This window comes from Brevibacillus sp. BD137 (assembly GCF_041644655.1).
Lineage (GTDB): Bacteria > Bacillota > Bacilli > Brevibacillales > Brevibacillaceae > Brevibacillus > Brevibacillus brevis_D.
This window is the reverse complement of sequence record NZ_JAOTNO010000004.1, coordinates 301398-319283: the sequence shown is the minus strand read 5'-3', so window position 1 is coordinate 319283 and position 17886 is coordinate 301398. Positions and strand designations below refer to the sequence as shown.

17 protein-coding genes are annotated in these 17886 nt (G+C 48.7%); 4 read left to right on the top strand and 13 right to left on the bottom strand.

What is annotated here, in order from left to right; translation table 11 throughout:
- Position 1 precedes the first annotated feature (1 nt).
- Positions 2-1441, bottom strand: coding sequence for a replication initiation and membrane attachment family protein (locus ODZ53_RS11520; RefSeq protein WP_372677092.1), 1440 nt, complete (start codon positions 1439-1441; stop codon positions 2-4).
- 151 nt (positions 1442-1592) lie between these two features.
- A complete protein-coding gene (gene nrdR, locus ODZ53_RS11515; RefSeq protein WP_012685137.1) occupies positions 1593-2072 on the bottom strand; it encodes a transcriptional regulator NrdR in 480 nt (159 codons plus the stop codon).
- A 137-nt stretch (positions 2073-2209) separates the two neighbouring features.
- Here nrdR and ODZ53_RS11510 point away from each other — a divergent pair, with 137 nt between their 5' ends.
- Positions 2210-3343 carry an HD-GYP domain-containing protein gene (locus ODZ53_RS11510; protein WP_372677090.1) on the top strand — a complete coding sequence of 378 codons (1134 nt, stop codon included), beginning with the start codon at positions 2210-2212 and terminating at the stop codon, positions 3341-3343.
- A 62-nt stretch (positions 3344-3405) separates the two neighbouring features.
- Here ODZ53_RS11510 and ODZ53_RS11505 read toward each other — a convergent pair whose 3' ends face one another.
- The 5 genes from ODZ53_RS11505 to polA all read right to left on the bottom strand — a co-directional run bounded on the left by ODZ53_RS11505 (position 3406) and on the right by polA (position 9425).
- Positions 3406-4452 carry a glyceraldehyde-3-phosphate dehydrogenase gene (locus tag ODZ53_RS11505; RefSeq protein WP_087344730.1) on the bottom strand — a complete coding sequence of 349 codons (1047 nt, stop codon included), beginning with the start codon at positions 4450-4452 and terminating at the stop codon, positions 3406-3408.
- 174 nt (positions 4453-4626) lie between these two features.
- Complete coding sequence (locus ODZ53_RS11500; protein WP_372677088.1) at positions 4627-5190, bottom strand: lytic transglycosylase domain-containing protein; 564 nt, start codon at positions 5188-5190, stop codon at positions 4627-4629.
- A complete protein-coding gene (gene coaE / locus ODZ53_RS11495; RefSeq protein WP_012685133.1) occupies positions 5187-5795 on the bottom strand; it encodes a dephospho-CoA kinase in 609 nt (202 codons plus the stop codon). The genes ODZ53_RS11500 and coaE overlap by 4 nt, the downstream gene beginning before the upstream one ends.
- Positions 5796-5897: 102 nt before the next feature.
- Positions 5898-6728: a DNA-formamidopyrimidine glycosylase gene (mutM, locus tag ODZ53_RS11490; RefSeq protein WP_007717226.1), complete on the bottom strand. Its 831-nt coding sequence runs from the start codon at positions 6726-6728 to the stop codon at positions 5898-5900.
- A gap of 48 nt (positions 6729-6776) precedes the next feature.
- A complete protein-coding gene (gene polA, locus ODZ53_RS11485) occupies positions 6777-9425 on the bottom strand; it encodes a DNA polymerase I (protein ID WP_064201320.1) in 2649 nt (882 codons plus the stop codon).
- Positions 9426-9566: 141 nt separating this feature from the next.
- Between polA and ODZ53_RS11480 the strand changes: the two genes are divergently transcribed.
- Positions 9567-10349, top strand: coding sequence for a divergent polysaccharide deacetylase family protein (locus ODZ53_RS11480; protein ID WP_372677086.1), 783 nt, complete (start codon positions 9567-9569; stop codon positions 10347-10349).
- On the opposite strand, the gene ODZ53_RS11475 is transcribed toward ODZ53_RS11480, so the two are convergent.
- Positions 10320-11063: an N-acetylmuramoyl-L-alanine amidase family protein gene (locus ODZ53_RS11475; RefSeq protein ID WP_372677084.1), complete on the bottom strand. Its 744-nt coding sequence runs from the start codon at positions 11061-11063 to the stop codon at positions 10320-10322. The genes ODZ53_RS11480 and ODZ53_RS11475 overlap by 30 nt on opposite strands.
- A gap of 131 nt (positions 11064-11194) precedes the next feature.
- Between ODZ53_RS11475 and ODZ53_RS11470 the strand changes: the two genes are divergently transcribed.
- Positions 11195-12139, top strand: a complete 945-nt coding sequence (locus ODZ53_RS11470; RefSeq protein WP_173625506.1) for a DMT family transporter — start codon at positions 11195-11197, stop codon at positions 12137-12139.
- On the top strand, positions 12102-12242 hold the full coding sequence (locus ODZ53_RS11465) for a hypothetical protein (RefSeq protein ID WP_155801074.1): 141 nt from the start codon (positions 12102-12104) through the stop codon (positions 12240-12242). The genes ODZ53_RS11470 and ODZ53_RS11465 overlap by 38 nt, the downstream gene beginning before the upstream one ends.
- Before the next feature lie 60 nt (positions 12243-12302).
- On the opposite strand, the gene ODZ53_RS11460 is transcribed toward ODZ53_RS11465, so the two are convergent.
- The 5 genes from ODZ53_RS11460 to ODZ53_RS11440 form a co-directional block, all read right to left on the bottom strand.
- Positions 12303-13880: a DHA2 family efflux MFS transporter permease subunit gene (locus ODZ53_RS11460; RefSeq protein ID WP_172140971.1), complete on the bottom strand. Its 1578-nt coding sequence runs from the start codon at positions 13878-13880 to the stop codon at positions 12303-12305.
- A 15-nt stretch (positions 13881-13895) separates the two neighbouring features.
- Positions 13896-15125 carry an efflux RND transporter periplasmic adaptor subunit gene (locus tag ODZ53_RS11455; RefSeq protein WP_372677081.1) on the bottom strand — a complete coding sequence of 410 codons (1230 nt, stop codon included), beginning with the start codon at positions 15123-15125 and terminating at the stop codon, positions 13896-13898.
- 6 nt (positions 15126-15131) lie between these two features.
- Positions 15132-15791: an HlyD family secretion protein gene (locus ODZ53_RS11450; RefSeq protein WP_199930257.1), complete on the bottom strand. Its 660-nt coding sequence runs from the start codon at positions 15789-15791 to the stop codon at positions 15132-15134.
- 9 nt (positions 15792-15800) lie between these two features.
- Complete coding sequence (locus tag ODZ53_RS11445; RefSeq protein WP_012685124.1) at positions 15801-16229, bottom strand: MarR family winged helix-turn-helix transcriptional regulator; 429 nt, start codon at positions 16227-16229, stop codon at positions 15801-15803.
- Between the two features lie 675 nt (positions 16230-16904).
- A complete protein-coding gene (locus ODZ53_RS11440; protein ID WP_372677079.1) occupies positions 16905-17849 on the bottom strand; it encodes a VanW family protein in 945 nt (314 codons plus the stop codon).
- Between the last annotated feature and the right edge of the window lie 37 nt (positions 17850-17886).

The window sequence follows — 17886 nt, the reverse complement described above, 5'->3', positions numbered from 1 at the left end:
CTTATTTCCGTTTTCGCAAGGTTTCCAGTCTTTTCTGCAAGTCTGGAAAATCCTGAATGGACTGTTTCTTTTCAGCGTCCGATGTGGTTTTCTCCTGTGACAGCTGCCACTCGACAGATGCCGGCAGCTTGTCCTGCAAGATCGCTCTACCGTTGCGTCTGACCGGAGTAGATTCCTTCTTGCTCGTTTTTGCCTTCTCGGCTGTTTGTGCCCGTTGATCCGCACGTTCGAGGATCTGCTTGACTGCCTCGTCCACTGTCGCAATCCGCTTCGCTTTCCAGCTGTCACGAATCGTCTCCATGTACGCTTTTGGCAGCTCCATTTGCATGCTGGCTAGCGTATGGAGCAGCAGCGCATTGACGACATCCGGCTGCATCCCATCCGCAAATACAAGCGTTTCAGCCCGTTCCAAAAACACCTTGCTAATTCTGCCACCGACGACCTTTTCCAACAGGGTAACCGGAGATAGCTGGCGACAAGCACGAATAAAGGCTTCGCTGCCAGGCTCAGGCAAGCGACCGGGTCCCCATCCATCCTCTGTCGGGTCAGTTGCAGGCGTAGTCCGGTACAGCTTGTCTTCCGTGTAACGTTGTACCAAACGCTTGCGCAAAACTTCTCCGTCCAAACTCCGATCCGATTTGTACAGCGTCCAATCACGCAGCTCCTGCCCCATCCCCCAGCTGTCCAGCTGATAGAAATGGCACAGCGAGAACAACAGCTCCATGTTCTTGCCTTCCAACACTTTGACCGAGTCGGCATTATCCGGCAAGTACAGGCGCAAGGACGATACACTCAGCGAATGGTTGACCTGTGCCTCGTAGCCAGATTTCATCGGCGCTTGCGGGAAGCTAGTCTCCATCTCGGTTAAAAACTGATCCCGCTCCGATCCTTTTTTCACTTCCAGCTCCGATGGTTTCAACGACTGGAACACATCGTGGAAGTCTTTCGTGACGTTTTCCACAATGGAGTATTCTTGATCCAACTGACTGCCAAGCGTGTCTGCATAATACTGGCGCAGTTGCGAATAGCGAACGTTTTCGATTTTGTTTAACAACATCAACGAAAGTACATAGTCTGCAAAAAACTCAGCCGGACTAAGCGGCGGTTTGATCAAATACTCGTAATAATAGTCACGCTGCTGATTTTCCCTGCGGCGCACCTCGACTAGCCCGATTGCCTCCAAACGTTCACGCGCATCCAATAGCCGATCCAGAGAAAGCGACGTCGTCAGCATCAAACTGCGATGGGTCCCCTCCGAAGAGGCTCCGCTCACCTCCTGCACGCCATGGACGAGCAGTTGGTAGAGAGCGTACGATTCGACACCGATGATCGGCAAGTATAGCTGCGTAACAAAGCCCATTTCGGCAAAGCCAATCGGTCTTGCCATCCGCACCAGATAACGATCCTTCGGCAACAACTCGTTCCAAACTAAACGACGCATCAGATCTTTCCTTCCTGACAAAATTCGATTCTTTTATTATAGCATGACAACCCATTCATTCGCGGAAAAATGAGTTGGAAAACCAAAGAAGCCCTGGCGGATTGGCCGCAAGAGCGAGAAAGAAGTTGCCAGTCTGGCAGAAAAAGCTTATCTATTCTTTCGGAAACGAGCTGTTTCGCGCTTGAGCCAATAGCTCCTCCAGCTCTTTCATAAATACATTGATATCTTTGAATTGACGGTATACAGAGGCGAAGCGCACATAGGCGACCTCATCAACATGGTATAAACGTTCCATGACCTTCTCCCCAACGTCATTGCTCGGGATCTCTGCTTGCCCGCAGCTGCGCAATTCTTTTTCAATGTCGTTCACTACATTTTCAAGCACTTCCAACGGGACGGGACGCTTTTCGCAAGCACGCACCAACCCGCGCAATATCTTGTCTCGACTGAATTCCTCGCGTGTTCCGTCCTTTTTCACAATTAACAAAGGTGTTTCTTCTACCATTTCAAAGGTAGTAAAACGGCGCTCGCAGGCTTCGCACTCACGGCGGCGACGAATGGATTTATTATGATTGAAAGGACGTGAATCCAGGACTCTAGTCCCATTATATTCGCAAAATGGACAACGCATATCAGAATCAACTCCAATACTGACAATACTTGTCTACAGTGTCCCTCATATTCCTGTCAGAAGTCAAGTCAATCCTTGTACCTATTTAAAGCATAAGTCGAATGGAGTACAATTATAGTACTGTTGGAGGGATAGTCATGCGTTTAGTATCTTTAAAACACCTACAGCCTGGAATGAAATTGGGACGTACGGTCTTCACAGAAGATGGAAAGGTGCTGCTTGGAACCGGTATGCAATTAACGGAACGACTCATTTCCGGATTAGAGCGAACTGGTGTTGATTCGGTGTATATCGATGATCCCCGTACCAATGACATCGTTGTGGAAGAAGTGATTCGCCCACAAACCAGACAAGTAGCTGTGGAAGCCATCGAGAAGACGATCAAACAAATTACAAACTCAAACAAGCTGGCCCGGAAAATTTCCTTAAAAGAAATGGGCCTTCATTTTCAGCGTGCCTTTAGTTCTATCTTGGACGATCTGATGCAAAACAAGCAAATGGTTGGACATTTGACGACGATCTCTTCTCATTCGCCATCCTTATACCATCACTCCGTGAATGTGGCCGTACTGGCGACTGCTGTCGGCATGTCACTAGGCTACAATCGCGCACAGCTCATCAATTTGGGGATAGGGGCCATGCTACACGATATCGGCAAAGTGAGCCTGCCTGAAGAACTGTTGCAAAAAACAGAGCGTTGGACAGACGAAGAGAAGGAAATCGCCAAACAACACACGATGCTTGGCTTTAATTTGTTGCGAAAGCAGCATGACATCTCGCTTTTGTCAGCCCACGTCTGCTTGCAGCACCATGAACGGCTAAATGGAAGTGGCTATCCACAGGGATTATCCGGCAAGCAAATTCACGAATTCGCGCAAATCGTCGGTCTCTGCGATATTTATGATTCATTGACTTCCCCACGTCCATGGCGCAAGCGGTACATGCCACAGGATGCTGTGGAATACCTGTTTGGGTCTGGCGGTACGTTATTCGAGCATCATCTCGTAAGTGCCTTTATCAAGCACATTGCTATCTTCCCGATTGGAAGCAGCGTCGTTTTGAATACCGGAGAAGTTGGGGTAGTGAGTCGGGTTGATCCGGATTATTCGCATCGTCCTACTGTACGTGTGTTAAAAGACGGCCGGGGAAACGACGTCCCTAGTCCTTATGACCTCGATCTCAAAGCGAACATCCGACTGTTTATTATCGGCTTTGAAGATGATGATCTATTTAACGTGAACTCATTAGAAGATTCTCCTCCCTCATCGTAAATACGAAGCAACGAAAAACCCCTTTGCTCGAAATATCGGCAAAGGGGTTTTGTATATGCTCCTTATTTTACACCAACAGCAGCAGCTTCTTTTGTTGCAGCTTGATTGTGCTGCTCGGATACGTGGCGAACCAAGTCTACGACACGGCAGGAGTAGCCCCACTCATTATCGTACCAAGCAATGACTTTTACTTGATTGTCTCCCATTACCATCGTAGACAGACCATCGATGATCGAGGAGTGATCATTGCCATTGAAATCGCTGGATACAAGCGGCTCGTCGCAGAACTCGAGGTAGCCTTTCATGCTGCCTTCGCTCGCTTCACGCAGGACGCGGTTTACTTCGTCCAATGTAACTGGCTTCTTCGTGTTGACCACCAAGTCTACTACAGAAACGTTTGGAGTCGGTACGCGCAAGGAAAAACCGTTCAGCTTGCCATTCAATTCTGGCAAAACGATTCCTACTGCACGAGCAGCTCCTGTCGTCGTTGGAATGATGGACTCGCTAGCTGCACGTGCACGACGCAGGTCTTTATGCGGATTGTCGAGATTCACCTGATCGTTTGTGAACGAGTGAATGGTAGTCATGAGACCTTGTTCGATACCGAATGAATCGTTAAGCACTTTTGCCACAGGTGCGAGACAGTTGGTTGTGCAGGAAGCATTGGAGATAATGTGGTGATTGGCGTGGTCGTAGGTGCCTTCGTTTACACCCATTACGATTGTCACGTCTTCTTCTTTCGCTGGTGCTGTAATCACAACTTTCTTCGCACCGCTTTGCAGGTGCTTGCCAGCGCCTTCGCGATTGTTGAACTTACCTGTAGCTTCAACAACGATCTCTACTCCAAGGTCACCCCAAGGCAGCTTCAGCGGATCACGGTCAGACAGTACAACTGTTGCTTTTCCATCTACGATAATCTTGTTGTCTTGGACTTCCACTTTATTTTGCAGGCGTCCGTGGATCGTGTCATATTTCAACAAATGTGCAAGCGTCTCCGCTGGATAGCTGGCGTTGATTGCAACGATTTCAATGTTGGGGTCCTGGATAGCGCGGCGGAATACCATGCGGCCAATACGTCCGAAACCATTAATACCGATTTTAATTGTCATATATAGAAACCCCTTTCGAATTGAGTTACGCTTATCTGATACTTTTATTATAATAAGTATGACACAATTATCAATGTGTTTTACTGAAAAATAAATATTTGGACGATTTACCCTTCCCAAAAAAAGAGGAAAAGCCGCTCTCTAACCCGTAAGAGAAGCGGCTTTTCATGATTTTTAACGTAATTGAAAGTCGTATATATTTTTGTAACGATCATGATAATAAAGCACTCGCTGGACATATTGACGGGTCTCCCCATATGGAATGTCCTCAACCGTGTCTCGAGTTCCGTTCCATTGCTCACTCGCGAGCCATCCATTTACTTTTCCCGGACCAGCGTTGTAGGCGGCAATGACTTTGACGATATCTCCATCATAGCGGGACAGCAAAAAATCGAGATACCATGTCCCAATCTCGATGTTCATGACAGGGTCGTACAAGTATTGACTGTCCTTTGGACGGAAGCCTGCCTCATTGACAATCCATTGCGCTGTTTCCGGCATGAGTTGCATGAGCCCGACCGCACCTTTTTTCGAAACGCGATCTGTCGCAAATCCACTCTCGGAACGAATGACGGCCAATACCAAATGAGGGTCCACCTTATATTTCAGTGCAGCCGTCACAATCTGTTGCTCATATTTGATCGGGTACATCCATTTCCATACCACTGGCGTGTTTAGCAGCAAAAATATACTCGCCAATACGAGCAGTATCAATGCTGCACGTTTGCCAAAACTCATGATTGACGCTCCGATCGAATCGCAGCTAATACAGCCTCCACTTGACGCTCGGTTTCTTCACGCGAACCAGAATTATCGATCAAAAAGTCTGCTCCCTGCTTCTTCTGATCAATGGGAAACTGTGCCCGCAGTCTTTTTCGTGCTTGTTCTTCTTCCAATTCGTCGCGCTCCAGCATTCTCGCCAGTTGCATCTCGTAGGGCGCATAGACGACCACGATTTTTTCTACCATATGCGTAAGCTTGCTCTCATACAGCAGAGGAATGTCCATAAAGACGATCTCGGCTCCATTCGCTTCCGCTGATTCGGCCTCTTCCCGCATGACGCGGCGTACCTCGGGATGGACGATGGCGTTCAGCTTTTGACGCTCGGACTCGTCCGAAAACACGATCTCACCTAGTTTTTTTCGATCAATTTGACCATCTTCCAATAGGATTTCTCTTCCAAAATGGCGCACGATCGCTTCATAGGCCAGTTTACCTGGTTCTACGACCTCTCTGGCAATTTGGTCAGCGTCAATGACAGGAATTCCACGCTCTCGAAGCATACCTGTCACCGTGCTTTTCCCAGTGGCGATTCCGCCTGTTAACCCTAGTATCATGCCCATCCTCCTCCCTTGGTCGAACTGTTATAACTGCTTTGTGAAAAACTTCTCGAAGTTTTTCATGAAAATACAATGACCGCTTGCGGTCGCCAAAAGAAACGGTCACTACTGGTTCTTTTGGCAGTCCGGGCAAATATGCGTCCCTCTGCCGCCGACTACAAACCGAATGATTTCGGCTCCGCACTTCGTACACGCCTCATCTTTTCGTCCATACACTAATAGAGATTGCTGGAACATTCCCATCTCGCCCTGTCCGTTCACATACGACTTGATGGAGCTACCACCTTGTTCTACCGCTTCTTGCAAAGTGGAGACGATGCTTTCGTGCAGTCGAATAACTTCTTTATCTGTCAGCTTTCCTGCTGGTTTCTCCGGATGAATGCCTGCTTTAAAGAGTGACTCGTCCACATAAATATTCCCCAGCCCTACAATACATTCCTGGTTTAGGAGAAGCGGCTTAATTTTTGTTGACCGTCCTTTTAACAATTTCCCCAAAACTTCAGGAGTAAAACTCTTATCTAGCGGTTCTACCCCCAGTTTTGCCAAAGGTCCCACGGTTGTTTCCTTCCCCTTGGGGAACAGATCCATCGTCCCAAACTGGCGAACATCCCGATAGCGCAGCTCCGTTCCGTCCGTAAAATGGAAGACGACATGGGTATGCTTCTCAACGGGATCATCCGCTTGATACACGCCATAGCGCCCTTCCATTCGAAGATGGGACACGAGCACGTCCTCGTTTAAGAAAAACTGAATGAATTTTGCCCGCCGTTGGATATCCTGGATGGTTTGTCCCACCAAGAGAGATTTGAAAGCTTCCACGTCATCTGGCTGGCGTACAATACGCGCCAAATGAACACTTACTCTCTCGATCGTTTTTCCCATAACCAAGCCACGCAGAGTCCGTACGACGGTTTCTACCTCCGGCAATTCTGGCATATGCCCTCCTCCTCTCGCTGTCTATCAATCCTTATGTTCTAGGCATGCCTACTTCGCATCGTACCAAGTACGTCCGTCACTGACGTCCACCTTGAGTGGCACGTTGAGGGACAGTGCACTCTCCATCACTTCTGGTACCAGCTTGCGCATAACCTCTAGCTCATTTTCTGGCACTTCAAATACAAGCTCATCGTGCACCTGCAAAAGCATGCGGCTAGCCAAACCTTTCTCCTCTAGCGCTTCCTGCATGCGAATCATCGCCAGCTTGATCACATCGGCAGCAGTCCCCTGGATCGGCGTGTTCATCGCGGTACGCTCGGCAAACGAACGCAGGTTAAAGTTGCTGCTGCGAATGTCAGGCAGGTAGCGGCGGCGGTTCAACAAGGTCGTCACATGGCCATCCGCCTTCGCCTGCTGAACGATCTCATCCATCCAGCGCTTCACACCGGAGAAGACATCAAAGTAACGCTCAATAAAGTCCCCGGCTTCTTTACGGGTAATATTGAGGTTTTGCGACAGTCCGTAGTCGCTGATGCCGTATACGATCCCGAAGTTGACCGCTTTGGCCTGACGGCGCATCAGCGAGGTCACTTCTTCCTCACTCACACCAAATACGTCCATCGCGGTGCGGGTATGAATATCCATTCCTTTTTGGAAGGCGTCAATCAAGTTTTCGTCTTGCGAAATATGGGCCAAAATCCGCAGCTCAATCTGAGAATAGTCGGCCGCCAGCATGTACCAGCCATCCTCTGACGGGATAAACGCCTCGCGAATCTTTCGTCCCTCTTCCATGCGGATCGGGATATTTTGCAGATTCGGGTCTGTGCTGGACAGGCGTCCTGTCGCCGTAGTCGCTTGGTTGTAAAGCGTATGCACCTTGCTCGTCTTCGTATGGATTTCCTTAGTTAAACCTTCAATATACGTAGAACGGAGCTTACCGAGCTGACGGAAGGTCAGGATCGCATCGATGATCGGATGATAAGGGGCGAGCTTCTCCAATACATCTGCACTGGTAGAAGGCCCGGTTTTGGTCTTTTTCAATACAGGCAGAGACAAGCGGTCAAACAAAATTTCACCCAATTGCTTCGGCGAGTTGATGTTGAATGCCCCACCCGCCAGCTCGTAAATCTGATCAGTCAGACCCGCGAGCTTTTTATCCAAGTCTTCCCCCATTTGCACGAGACGCTCACTGTTTACTTTCACGCCTTGCTTTTCCATGAGAGCCAATACCATACTCAGTGGTGCTTCCAATTCGCCGAGCAGCTTTTCCATTTCGTTTTCCGCCAGCTGCTCGCGCAATACAGGCACGCTCTGCCAGATGGCTGCCGCTTTATGTGCCACATGCTCGCTCAGCACGTCCATTTCAGGAACAAGGCGCTTGGCACCCTTGCCGTACACCTCTTCATCTGACAATACCCGTGTCTGTGCGTATTGTGCCGCAATGCTATCCAAGGTCGGGTTGCTCTCAGCCGCATTTAGCAGGTAGGAGGCGAGGTACACATCAAAGCTGATGCCTTTTATCGCAAAATCATGCCAAGCGAGTCCAACCGTATCTCGCTTGCCGTCAAATACCCACTTTTCCTTTGCCGGATCAGCCAGCCACTCACAGAGCACCTTCCATTCCTTGGCTACGTCCCACGGCACGAACATCACTGTATCTTCCGTAGCCAGCCCAATCCCGAGGAAAGGCGCATGATGATAGTTTTCCCCGTCCATTTCGATGTAAAGAGCCATTGGCGAAGTCAGCTTGGACTCGTACGCCGCTTTGTTTTCCTCTGAAATCATCTCAAATGAAAATGGCTTGGCGTCTGCTTGTCCGCTTCCATCTGCTGGCTGTGCCACTTTGATCTTGGACAAGAGCGATTTGAATTCCATCTTTTTAAAGAACTCGCTCACAGGTAGGCCATCATAGCCTTCAAAGCCAGTCTCTTGTACATCCAGCTCCACAGGCGCTTCACGCAAAATGGTTGCCAAGGCTTTACTCATGTTCGCCTTGTCTACATTCTCACGCAGGTTCTCTTGCAGCTTTTTACCTGATACTTTATCGATGTTTTCCAGTACTTGCTCAACAGAACCGTATTCGTGCAGCAGCTTCAGCGCTGTTTTTTCCCCGACACCAGGAACACCTGGAATGTTGTCAGACGAATCGCCCATCAAGCCCTTCAGATCAATTATTTGCAGCGGCTTAAGGCCGTACTTTTCGTGAATTTCTTCCGGAGTGTACATCTCGATTTCGCTAACTCCCTTGCGCGTCAAAGCAACGGATACATGCTCGGACACGAGCTGCAGCATATCTTTGTCTCCGGTAATGACAGTCGTTTTCCAAGCTTGCTCATCTGCCTGCTTCGTCAACGTACCAATAATGTCATCCGCCTCATAGCCTTCCAGCTCGAAGCGTTTGATTGAGAAGGCATCCAACAGCTCCCGAATCAGTGGAAACTGTTCAGACAGCTCCGGCGGAGTTTTGCTGCGTCCCCCTTTGTACTCGGCATACTCGCTATGGCGAAACACGACTTTTCCCGCGTCAAAAGCAACCATGATATGCGTCGGCTTCATTTCCTCCAACACTTTTAACAGCATAGTCGTAAAGCCCAGCACTGCGTTCGTATGCAGTCCTGCCGATGTGGACAACAAAGGGAGCGCATAAAACGCCCGGTTCGCAACACTGTTTCCATCAATCAACACAAAATGACTCAAGGAATTCGACCCCTCTCGTTACAAAACTACTATCTTTAATCGTAACATAGGGCAAACATCAAAGCCAAGCCGTAGATATGGCGGGTAAAGCACAAGGTGATTGAACAGACTATGAAAAAAATGGACAAGGAAGGTGATCTTATGAATGGGAGAAATTTGATTCCGATCTTGCTCACGCTTTTGCTTTCCCTTGGGGCGATTCCAGTGACTGCTAACTCCACCCCAGACCCTGCACCCGTTGTCAAAAAGCTAATGGCATTTGTCATTGATGATTTCGGGAACAACATGCAAGGGACGGAGGAAATATTAGCAATGCCAGTCCCTCTGACTGTTGCCGTCATGCCGTTTATGCCCAGCACAAAGCAGGATGCCGAGCTCGCTCATCAAAAAGGTCATGATGTACTCGTTCACATGCCGATGGAGCCAATGAAAGGAAAACGCTCCTGGCTCGGTCCTGGAGCCATTACGGCTGACCTGTCCGACGATGAGATTCGTAGTCGCGTGGAGAAAGCGATTGACGATGTGCCACATGCGATTGGCATGAATAACCATATGGGCTCAAAAATTACGGCTGACGAGCGAATCATGCGCATCATCATGAAGGTCGTCAAAGAACGCGGCCTTTTTTACCTGGACAGCAAGACTACCGATAAAAGCGTGGCGGCGAAAGTCGCAGCCGAAATGGGCGTCCCCCATGCAGTGAATCAAATTTTTCTGGATGACATATACTCTGTCCCACATATTACGAAGCAGATGGAGCTCGTCTGCAAAAAAATCCATAACCATCCCCTATGTATCGCAATTGGTCATGTTGGACCTCCTGGCAAGAAAACAGCCTCCCTTCTGCGCCAGTACATCCCGCGAATTCAGAAGGAGGCCGAATTTGTAACCATTTCAAAGCTTATCCAGCAAACTACTCATTAATTTTCTCCACCAGCTCTCCTGCACACTAGCCTCCGTTTTCATATTTTGTGATAGCTTTACGTATTCGCTCACGGCCTCTGTAATGGCCTGAGCGATTTTTTCTTGTGCTTTGGGATTCGTTAACATTTCGCGGTCCTGCGCGTTGCTGATAAACCCCATCTCCACGATGACAGACGGACAGTAGTTATGTCGGAGCATGTAGTACGTCTTGCCCTTGACTGGCTTTTCGTTGGACCCTGAGAGCTTGTTCAGCGAGTTTTGCAGCAGCCCTGCCAACAGGTAGCTTTCTTCTGTGTTTTGATGCAAAATAATCGCTCCTCTGCGCCGAGGACTCGGTGACCAGTTTACATGCAAGCTAAGCATCATCTGCGGGCCAATTTCTTTTGCCAAATTCTTGCGCTGAGCCAGGTCACGTATATGGCGGGATCGGTTGTCCAACCAACGATTGTCATCACTCAGGGCAACATCCTTGTGGCGGTTCAAAGCCACGGTGTAACCCGCAGCTGTGAGTTGTTGGTAAAGTCGTTTGGCAATTTGCAGATTGATGTCTTTTTCGTACAAATCCCCAAAAGAAGTTCCCGAATCTACACCTCCATGTCCAACATCAATCAAAATATGAAAGGGGGTGAGCGGCAATGCCTCACTTCGCGTCGGGATACAGATGAGGATAAGCATGAAAGCAGTTATACAGAAAAAAGCCTGTAAGTTTCTCATGCCAGTAGGATAACCGGATTGAAAAGAAACCTTTCAAGCGGTGATGTACACATAACATTGTGAATTTTTTAATCCGACTGTACAATTACAATTAATGAACCATGACCTTACCCGCATAAGAAGGTGTACTGATGAATCAATCTTTGGAAAAACCGTTATTCCCCCCGTATTTGGCTCTCTTAATCGGGGTGATCGCCATTTCCTCTTCTGCGATTTTTGTAAAGCTATCGGATGCACCTGCTCCGATTATTGCTACGTATCGCCTGATTTTTTCCGTTCTTTTAACGCTTCCTTTTTTATTTTGGAATCGTGGTGCCCTCGCAGAGATTGGAGAAATGTCCAAGAAAGTGTGGCTACTCTGTATTTTATCGGGAACCTTTTTGGCAAGCCATTTTCTGTTGTGGTTTGAATCACTGAACTACACATCTGTAGCCAGTTCTACTGTGCTCGTAACGTTACAGCCATTATTTGCCTTCATCGGCGGCTACTTCTTTTTTGGTGAAAAAGTTCGATTTCTTGCTCTAACCGGCGGCTTTCTGGCGATTGCAGGTAGCTTTGTGATTGGTTGGGGAGATTTTCAAGTTGGCGGCATGGCCCTGTGGGGGGATTTCCTCGCATTGATGGGAGCTGTCACCGTGACGGGCTACTGGCTGGTCGGGCAGTACGTTCGCCAGCATATGTCTTCCTTTGCCTATACACTCGTCGTCTATACGGCAACCAGCGTGATTCTCGTCGCCTATGATCTGGCTCTCGGTTATTCGCTCGTCGGTTACCCTACGGCGGATTGGGGCTGGTTCTTCTGTCTCGCCCTGTTCCCGACCTTGCTTGGACATTCTATTTTTAACTGGATCATTAAATGGCTCAATACGACGACAATCTCCATGGGGATTTTGGGAGAACCGATCGGGACTGCGATTCTCGCTTACTTCATCTTGGGTGAAGTGGTAACGCCTCCGCAGTGGATCGGCGGCTTGATCATTATCGCCGGTATTTATGTGTTCATTCGTTTTAACCAACCTGCTAAAGGAGTGTCCTCCATTGAACAAGCAACCGGAGAAGCGCAAAAGCTTGCGTGAATTCGTCAAGGGACTGAGTATTTGGGCGAAGATTGGCTGGACAATTCTGCTTGGCTACATCGTAGGACGGATTTTGTACTGGTTATTTAAAATGATGTCCTAACAGGAAAAGGGGCAATTCCAAAGAAGTCTTCGATAAGACTTGCGGAATTGCCCCTTGCTATTAAGCTGTTGCCTTCTCGGTTGCTGGCACCTGTTGCTGCGTTTTCTTCGGCTTTTTATGCAGGAAGTACAGAAGTGGAATCGAGAGGACAATAGGGATTACTGAGACGAGGAAAGTATCCCCGATGCCTTGGACCAACGATTCTTTTGCCATCATTCCGTACAAAATCGCGCTGGCTCCCCCTGTCGCATTCGCCGCATCTACCCCTACTTGTGCATACATTCCTGAAATGCCACTGATAAACTGCGTCGCCATATCCGTATTCAAGTTGTCAGAGATTGAGGCCATGTGGAAATTTTGACGTGCCTGCATGATCACTGTCAAAATCGCGATGGCAAACGAACTCATGACCTGACGCAATACGTTGGACAGCGGAGAGGCATCCCCCACACTTGTACGTGGAACGGCGTTCATCCCTACGGTGGACAGCGTCATCATACACAATCCGATTCCGATCCCGCGAATGGTCAGGATCATATCGATCCACGAATGCATGCTGTCAGCAGATAGATTGTGCAATTCATACGTCGTGATGCTCATAATGGTCAAGCCGACCAATCCAATCGGGCCGACCCCATATTTATCCATCAGCTTTCCGCTGATTGGCATCATGATCGCCATGGCAATCGATTGCGGCATCAGCAAGATTCCAGACTCCATAGCCGTCAAGCCCTGAATGTTTTGGAGGAAAATCGGCATCAGGAAGATACCGCCCATCATCCCCATCATGACGAAGCCGGAAGTCAAAATACTGATGGTGAAGGTAGGAATCTTCAAAAGCCGCAGATCAAGCAGCGGACTTTCCTTCCCCAGCTCGACCCAGACAAACAGGATCAAGCTCATTACCGCAATGAAAAACAAACTGACGATGAAAAAGGAGGTCCAGCCCTCTGCTTGCCCTTTGCTCAAAGCGAGCAACAGCGTCCCGAAACCGACGATGGCAAGAAATGCTCCCAAGAAGTCGAACTTTAACTCTGGCTTTTTCGGCGTTTCCTTGAGCAGTACGATACTCATGATCACCGCAAAAATACCAAAGGGTACACCGACCAGAAAAAGAAATTGCCAGCTTAAAAATTCGATGAGATACCCACCCAAGGTCGGGCCTAGCGCAGGGGCTGTCATGGAAGCAATCCCGAATATCCCCAATGCCATTCCGATCTTTTCACGCGGAACGATCATGTAAATCATCGACATCCCGATTGGCATAATCATCCCCCCGCTGACGCCTTGCACGACGCGAAAAGCAATCAGCGAAGAGTCACTCCACGCCAAGGCACAAAGGATAGACGAACAAGTAAATGCTGATAAGGAAAGTACAAATATTTTTTTCGCGCCGAATTTAGCAGACAACGATCCGCTCATGGGAATCATGACGGCGTTTGCCAGCATATACCCGGTCAATACCCACTGCATGGTCTCGGTACTCGAACCAAAAATATTGACCATGGCAGGCAGGGCAACGTTAATCAAGCTATTGTTCAGAATCGCAACGAAGGTTCCTGAGAGGATTGCGACAAGAGACAGCCACATGCCGCCGTTCCCGCTTTTCTCCTCTCGGTGTGCCACCGCTTCCGCCATGTGTCAACACCCCCGTTAGTTTGCGATCACCTTGCTGCCCTCGGACAGTTTGTCTGTCGGGTTCAGCACAATTTGATCATTGTCTTTGACGCCATTCGTGACAGTTGTCCAGTCGCCGCTTGCGTTCTCTACTGCAACTTCCACTTGGTGCACGACGTTGTTATCTACTGTATAGATGTAATGCTTGCTTTCCTTTTCCAGCACGGCAGAGGTAGGCAATTTTGTTCCTGGCGTTGCCTGTCCTTGGAGCATGACCTCTGCTACCATACCTGCGCGCAGCAAACCGTCCTGATTATTTACCTTCACTTTGATTGGGAACGAACTGCTGTTGGTATCCGAAATCGGAGAGACAAACTCAACGGTACCTTTCAGCACTTTCCCACCCAGACTGCCTACCTTCACATCAACAGTGGAGCCGACCTTCACTTGGTTGATTTGGTTTTCCGGTACGCTTGCTTCTACTTTGACATCTGCCATATTCACTAGCACCATGAGAGGTGTCCCCGCTGCTGCCATTTCTCCCGGGTCAACCGCGCGCTTGGCGACGATACCTGTGATTGGCGCACGAATAATGGTATTGTCATAATTGCTTTTCGCCAGTTCGAGACTGGAGCCCAAACGGCTCACTTCTGCTTGCAGAGCCGCTACGGTGTCGGCAGTTGGACCTGCTTTTGCCAGATCGTATTGGGCTTGCGCCTGTTCAAGACCTGTGCGTGCCTTTTCCAATTCCAGCGAAGATTTCTCCAACTCAGCCTGGGACAATGCGCCTGCATCAAATAGTGCTTTCATCCGATTGTAGTTGCTATCAACCACCTTCAGGCTGGCTTCTGCCTGCGTGACAATACTTCCAAGCTGCGTCAGTTGCTCATTGCGTGCACCTGCTTTTGTATCTCGCAGTTTTGCCTGAGCGCCTGCAATGGCTGCCTGTGCCTGATTAATCTGCTGCTGATAATCGGCTGCCTCCAGCGTGACCAGAACATCGCCTTGCTTGACGACTGCACCTTCTTTTACATTCACGCTCGCTGCTTTTCCAGAAACTTTAGAAACGACTTGGATCTCCTCAGATGCTGCCACCTTACCATTGGCGATGACACCCGTAGAGCCAGAAGTCACCTTCCAGGTCTTCACAACAGGGACGTTCTCACTCGTTTGCGTTGCTGAAGATGTCTCGCTACAGCCCGCTGCAATAAGCGAAACGGCTGCCATGACTGCAGCGATTGTTTTCCATTGTGCTGTCTTTTTCATGCTTCATTACATCTCCTTCACGTGCACTTTGATCTCGGCGTTCAATCCGGCCACGAGGTCCAGACCTGCTGTGTCATCTATGGCGATTTTGATCGGGATGCGCTGGGTTACCTTGGTGAAGTTCCCGCTCGTGTTGGCCGCTGGCATCAAGGAAAATGTAGAATTCGTCGCCTTTCCGATCTCCATCAAATGACCGCCTAATTTCTTACCTGGGTAAGCGTCAATCGTAAAATCGACTTTTTGGCCGAGTTTCAAGCGTTCGATCTCAGTCTCTTCCAAATTGGCGGAGATGTACAATTTGCTTTCGTCAATCACGAGAGCTACCGATTGCCCTGTTGAAACAATCTCTCCCTCTTTGGCTTGCGTTTTAATCACCGTACCTGTAATGGGGGAACGCAAGACGCTGTTTTCCAGCATTGTCGTTGCTACATTGCTTGTATCTTGCTGCCCTACGATTTGATCCGCTATAACGGTGTCGCCTTCTTTGACAGCGAGTCCGGTCAGTTTGCCTGTCATTTTGGGCATGACCCGATAAATGTCTCCCGCAATCCGGGCATCTTGTGTGGTCACATAATGTGTACCTTGATACCAATAGTAGTAACCGATTCCTCCACCACCTGCCACGATCAGGAGCAAAATGACATACAAAACCAGTTTTCGCTTCATGGTTTCTCCTCAACTTTCTCGTTCTTCTAGTTTCGCAATCAATGTTTCCATCGACTGAATAATGATGTCTAAATCCTCATCGGAAAATCCATGGAAAATACGCTTGTAAAAGTTCTCTGAGAAAAAATCAACTTTTGCGAACAGCTCGGAAATCTTCGGTGTTTTACGAATCCAGACAACACGTCGGTCATTCTCATCACGTACACGTTCTACGAGTTGTTCTCGTTCCAAACGATCAATGATGCCAGAAACGGTGCTGTAGGATAAGTCTACGGCTTTGCTTATCTGACCGATCGTTTTGGGATCAGGATGTATTTCTCGAATGACCATTAGCTGCGGGACAGTCACACCATATTGGGACAGTTCTTTTGTGGCCATTGTGCCAAAAGTCTTGTTCAACCGTTTTAACAAGTCCCGAATATGCAGTGATTTATTCATAACGCACTCCTTTCTTAAGTAATATTTCGTGTACGAAATTTATCACATGAAAACTATACGATGTTTTTCTATCCGTGGCAACTATTTCTTTAGGTGAAACTTTAACTAGGCAAGCTTTTAGAAGCGGGTGTTGGTCGGGCTGCTGTGGTGGGGAGGAAACAGGAGAAAACGCTTAGCTTCTAGGGCCACCCGCTGGGGGATTGACTGTCCGGCTCCATGAAAAAAAGCGAAACCCGCGTCCAAAGTCGTCCATTCAGGGGGTGTCTCAGAGGTGGACGCTAAGGGCATGTTTCGCTTTTTTTCATTGCGCCTCGGGCGGTGTTCCTAAGAGCTTCGCTTTTTTCTCCTGTTTCCTCTACGAGCTTTCCCTGTTTAAACGGGCTTTTAAAGATTTAAAAGAATGAAGAAATGTCCTCAGTCACGACAGAGAAGAATATTTCCAGACGTAGCGACTTGTGGAGTCCTACCAAGCGGAGAAGGGATTCGCGGGCAAAAGAAACGCAACCTTGCCCACGCGACGTAGCGGCTACCACTTTTGCGTTTCCCCGCGAATCCCTTCGGAGCGGTCAGTCTCAACCCCCAGCGGGACGGAGCCTGGAGCCTAGTCTGGAAATATTCTTCTCCCCACCGCAGCCTCGTACCCAAGACACAAAAGACCGACACCCCTTCTCATCTCTAAGGGATTGTCGGTCCATTTTCATTCAAAATAGATGGAGCATCCGGTGCTTCTTCAGGGGTCGTGCGGCGTACGCTTGGTACATTTCGTGGCTCATGCTCCATTTCTGGAAAAGAGTGAACCGTCACGTACATGCTTCCATTGCTCGCGATCGCACGAATCAAGACGGGATAAGCGTATTTATTTTGAAACACAAAATCAGGGCCGTACCAGCTCACGGTTGCATCTCGACCTGGAGGTACGTACGCTACGTTTCGACTATGGGAATAGCGCTGAATAATGTGCAGACCAGCCTGATCTACCGCATTGAACAACGTAGACGATACTTGGCAGATTCCTCCCCCGATGCCTTCCGACAGCTCTCCTCTAACGATGATAGGCGCCTGCAAATACCCTTTTTCTTTCGTACGCTGGCCCACTACCTTATTAAAAGAAAAAACTTCTCCTGGTAACACCACGTAATTGTTAATCGCCTGCGAGGCGAGCTTGATGTTGTGTACACGATTCCGGTTGCCTGCATTAAAATAGGTCGCATATTGCCCGATCCTTTTTTTCCGAACCTGACTCATGAGAGCCTTGTCTACCTTCGGGAATATCTCTTTATAGCTGACATTCATGCTTGCGGCTCCCGTACCGTAAAAATAATCGTAGAAACGTGTGTGAAATGCCAGATCATCTAGCTTTCTTCCCTTAGCTTCTGGAACGATGGCCCCGGCGTTATTAATCGTTGCATTAATCGGCTCGATGTACGCTTTTTTTGCCAGCTCTTCCACCATTCGCGCAAGCTTGCTGTCATCGACCAAAGGAACGCCATCAAAGGGAAGAGCATAATCAGCCCGATTGAGCATAGCTACTGTCTTGCCCTCGATCTCTACCTGCAAAAAATTCGTTGGGTCGTGGGGATTGATTAACAGTAACAGAGCCATCGTCATAGCAAAACCCATCCGGCTGCTCACCTCCATTCTCCAACAACGATCCTCT

Coding starts and splice junctions, on each gene's coding strand:
- ODZ53_RS11520 (WP_372677092.1), bottom strand. CDS start 1,441: ATGCGTCGTTTAGTTTGGAACGAGTTGTTGCCGAAGGATCGTTATCTG.
- nrdR (WP_012685137.1), bottom strand. CDS start 2,072: ATGCGTTGTCCATTTTGCGAATATAATGGGACTAGAGTCCTGGATTCA.
- ODZ53_RS11510 (WP_372677090.1), top strand. CDS start 2,210: ATGCGTTTAGTATCTTTAAAACACCTACAGCCTGGAATGAAATTGGGA.
- ODZ53_RS11505 (WP_087344730.1), bottom strand. CDS start 4,452: ATGACAATTAAAATCGGTATTAATGGTTTCGGACGTATTGGCCGCATG.
- ODZ53_RS11500 (WP_372677088.1), bottom strand. CDS start 5,190: ATGAGTTTTGGCAAACGTGCAGCATTGATACTGCTCGTATTGGCGAGT.
- coaE (WP_012685133.1), bottom strand. CDS start 5,795: ATGGGCATGATACTAGGGTTAACAGGCGGAATCGCCACTGGGAAAAGC.
- mutM (WP_007717226.1), bottom strand. CDS start 6,728: ATGCCAGAATTGCCGGAGGTAGAAACCGTCGTACGGACTCTGCGTGGC.
- ODZ53_RS11480 (WP_372677086.1), top strand. CDS start 9,567: ATGAATGGGAGAAATTTGATTCCGATCTTGCTCACGCTTTTGCTTTCC.
- ODZ53_RS11475 (WP_372677084.1), bottom strand. CDS start 11,063: ATGAGAAACTTACAGGCTTTTTTCTGTATAACTGCTTTCATGCTTATC.
- ODZ53_RS11470 (WP_173625506.1), top strand. CDS start 11,195: ATGAATCAATCTTTGGAAAAACCGTTATTCCCCCCGTATTTGGCTCTC.
- ODZ53_RS11460 (WP_172140971.1), bottom strand. CDS start 13,880: ATGGCGGAAGCGGTGGCACACCGAGAGGAGAAAAGCGGGAACGGCGGC.
- ODZ53_RS11455 (WP_372677081.1), bottom strand. CDS start 15,125: ATGAAAAAGACAGCACAATGGAAAACAATCGCTGCAGTCATGGCAGCC.
- ODZ53_RS11450 (WP_199930257.1), bottom strand. CDS start 15,791: ATGAAGCGAAAACTGGTTTTGTATGTCATTTTGCTCCTGATCGTGGCA.
- ODZ53_RS11445 (WP_012685124.1), bottom strand. CDS start 16,229: ATGAATAAATCACTGCATATTCGGGACTTGTTAAAACGGTTGAACAAG.
- ODZ53_RS11440 (WP_372677079.1), bottom strand. CDS start 17,849: ATGGGTTTTGCTATGACGATGGCTCTGTTACTGTTAATCAATCCCCAC.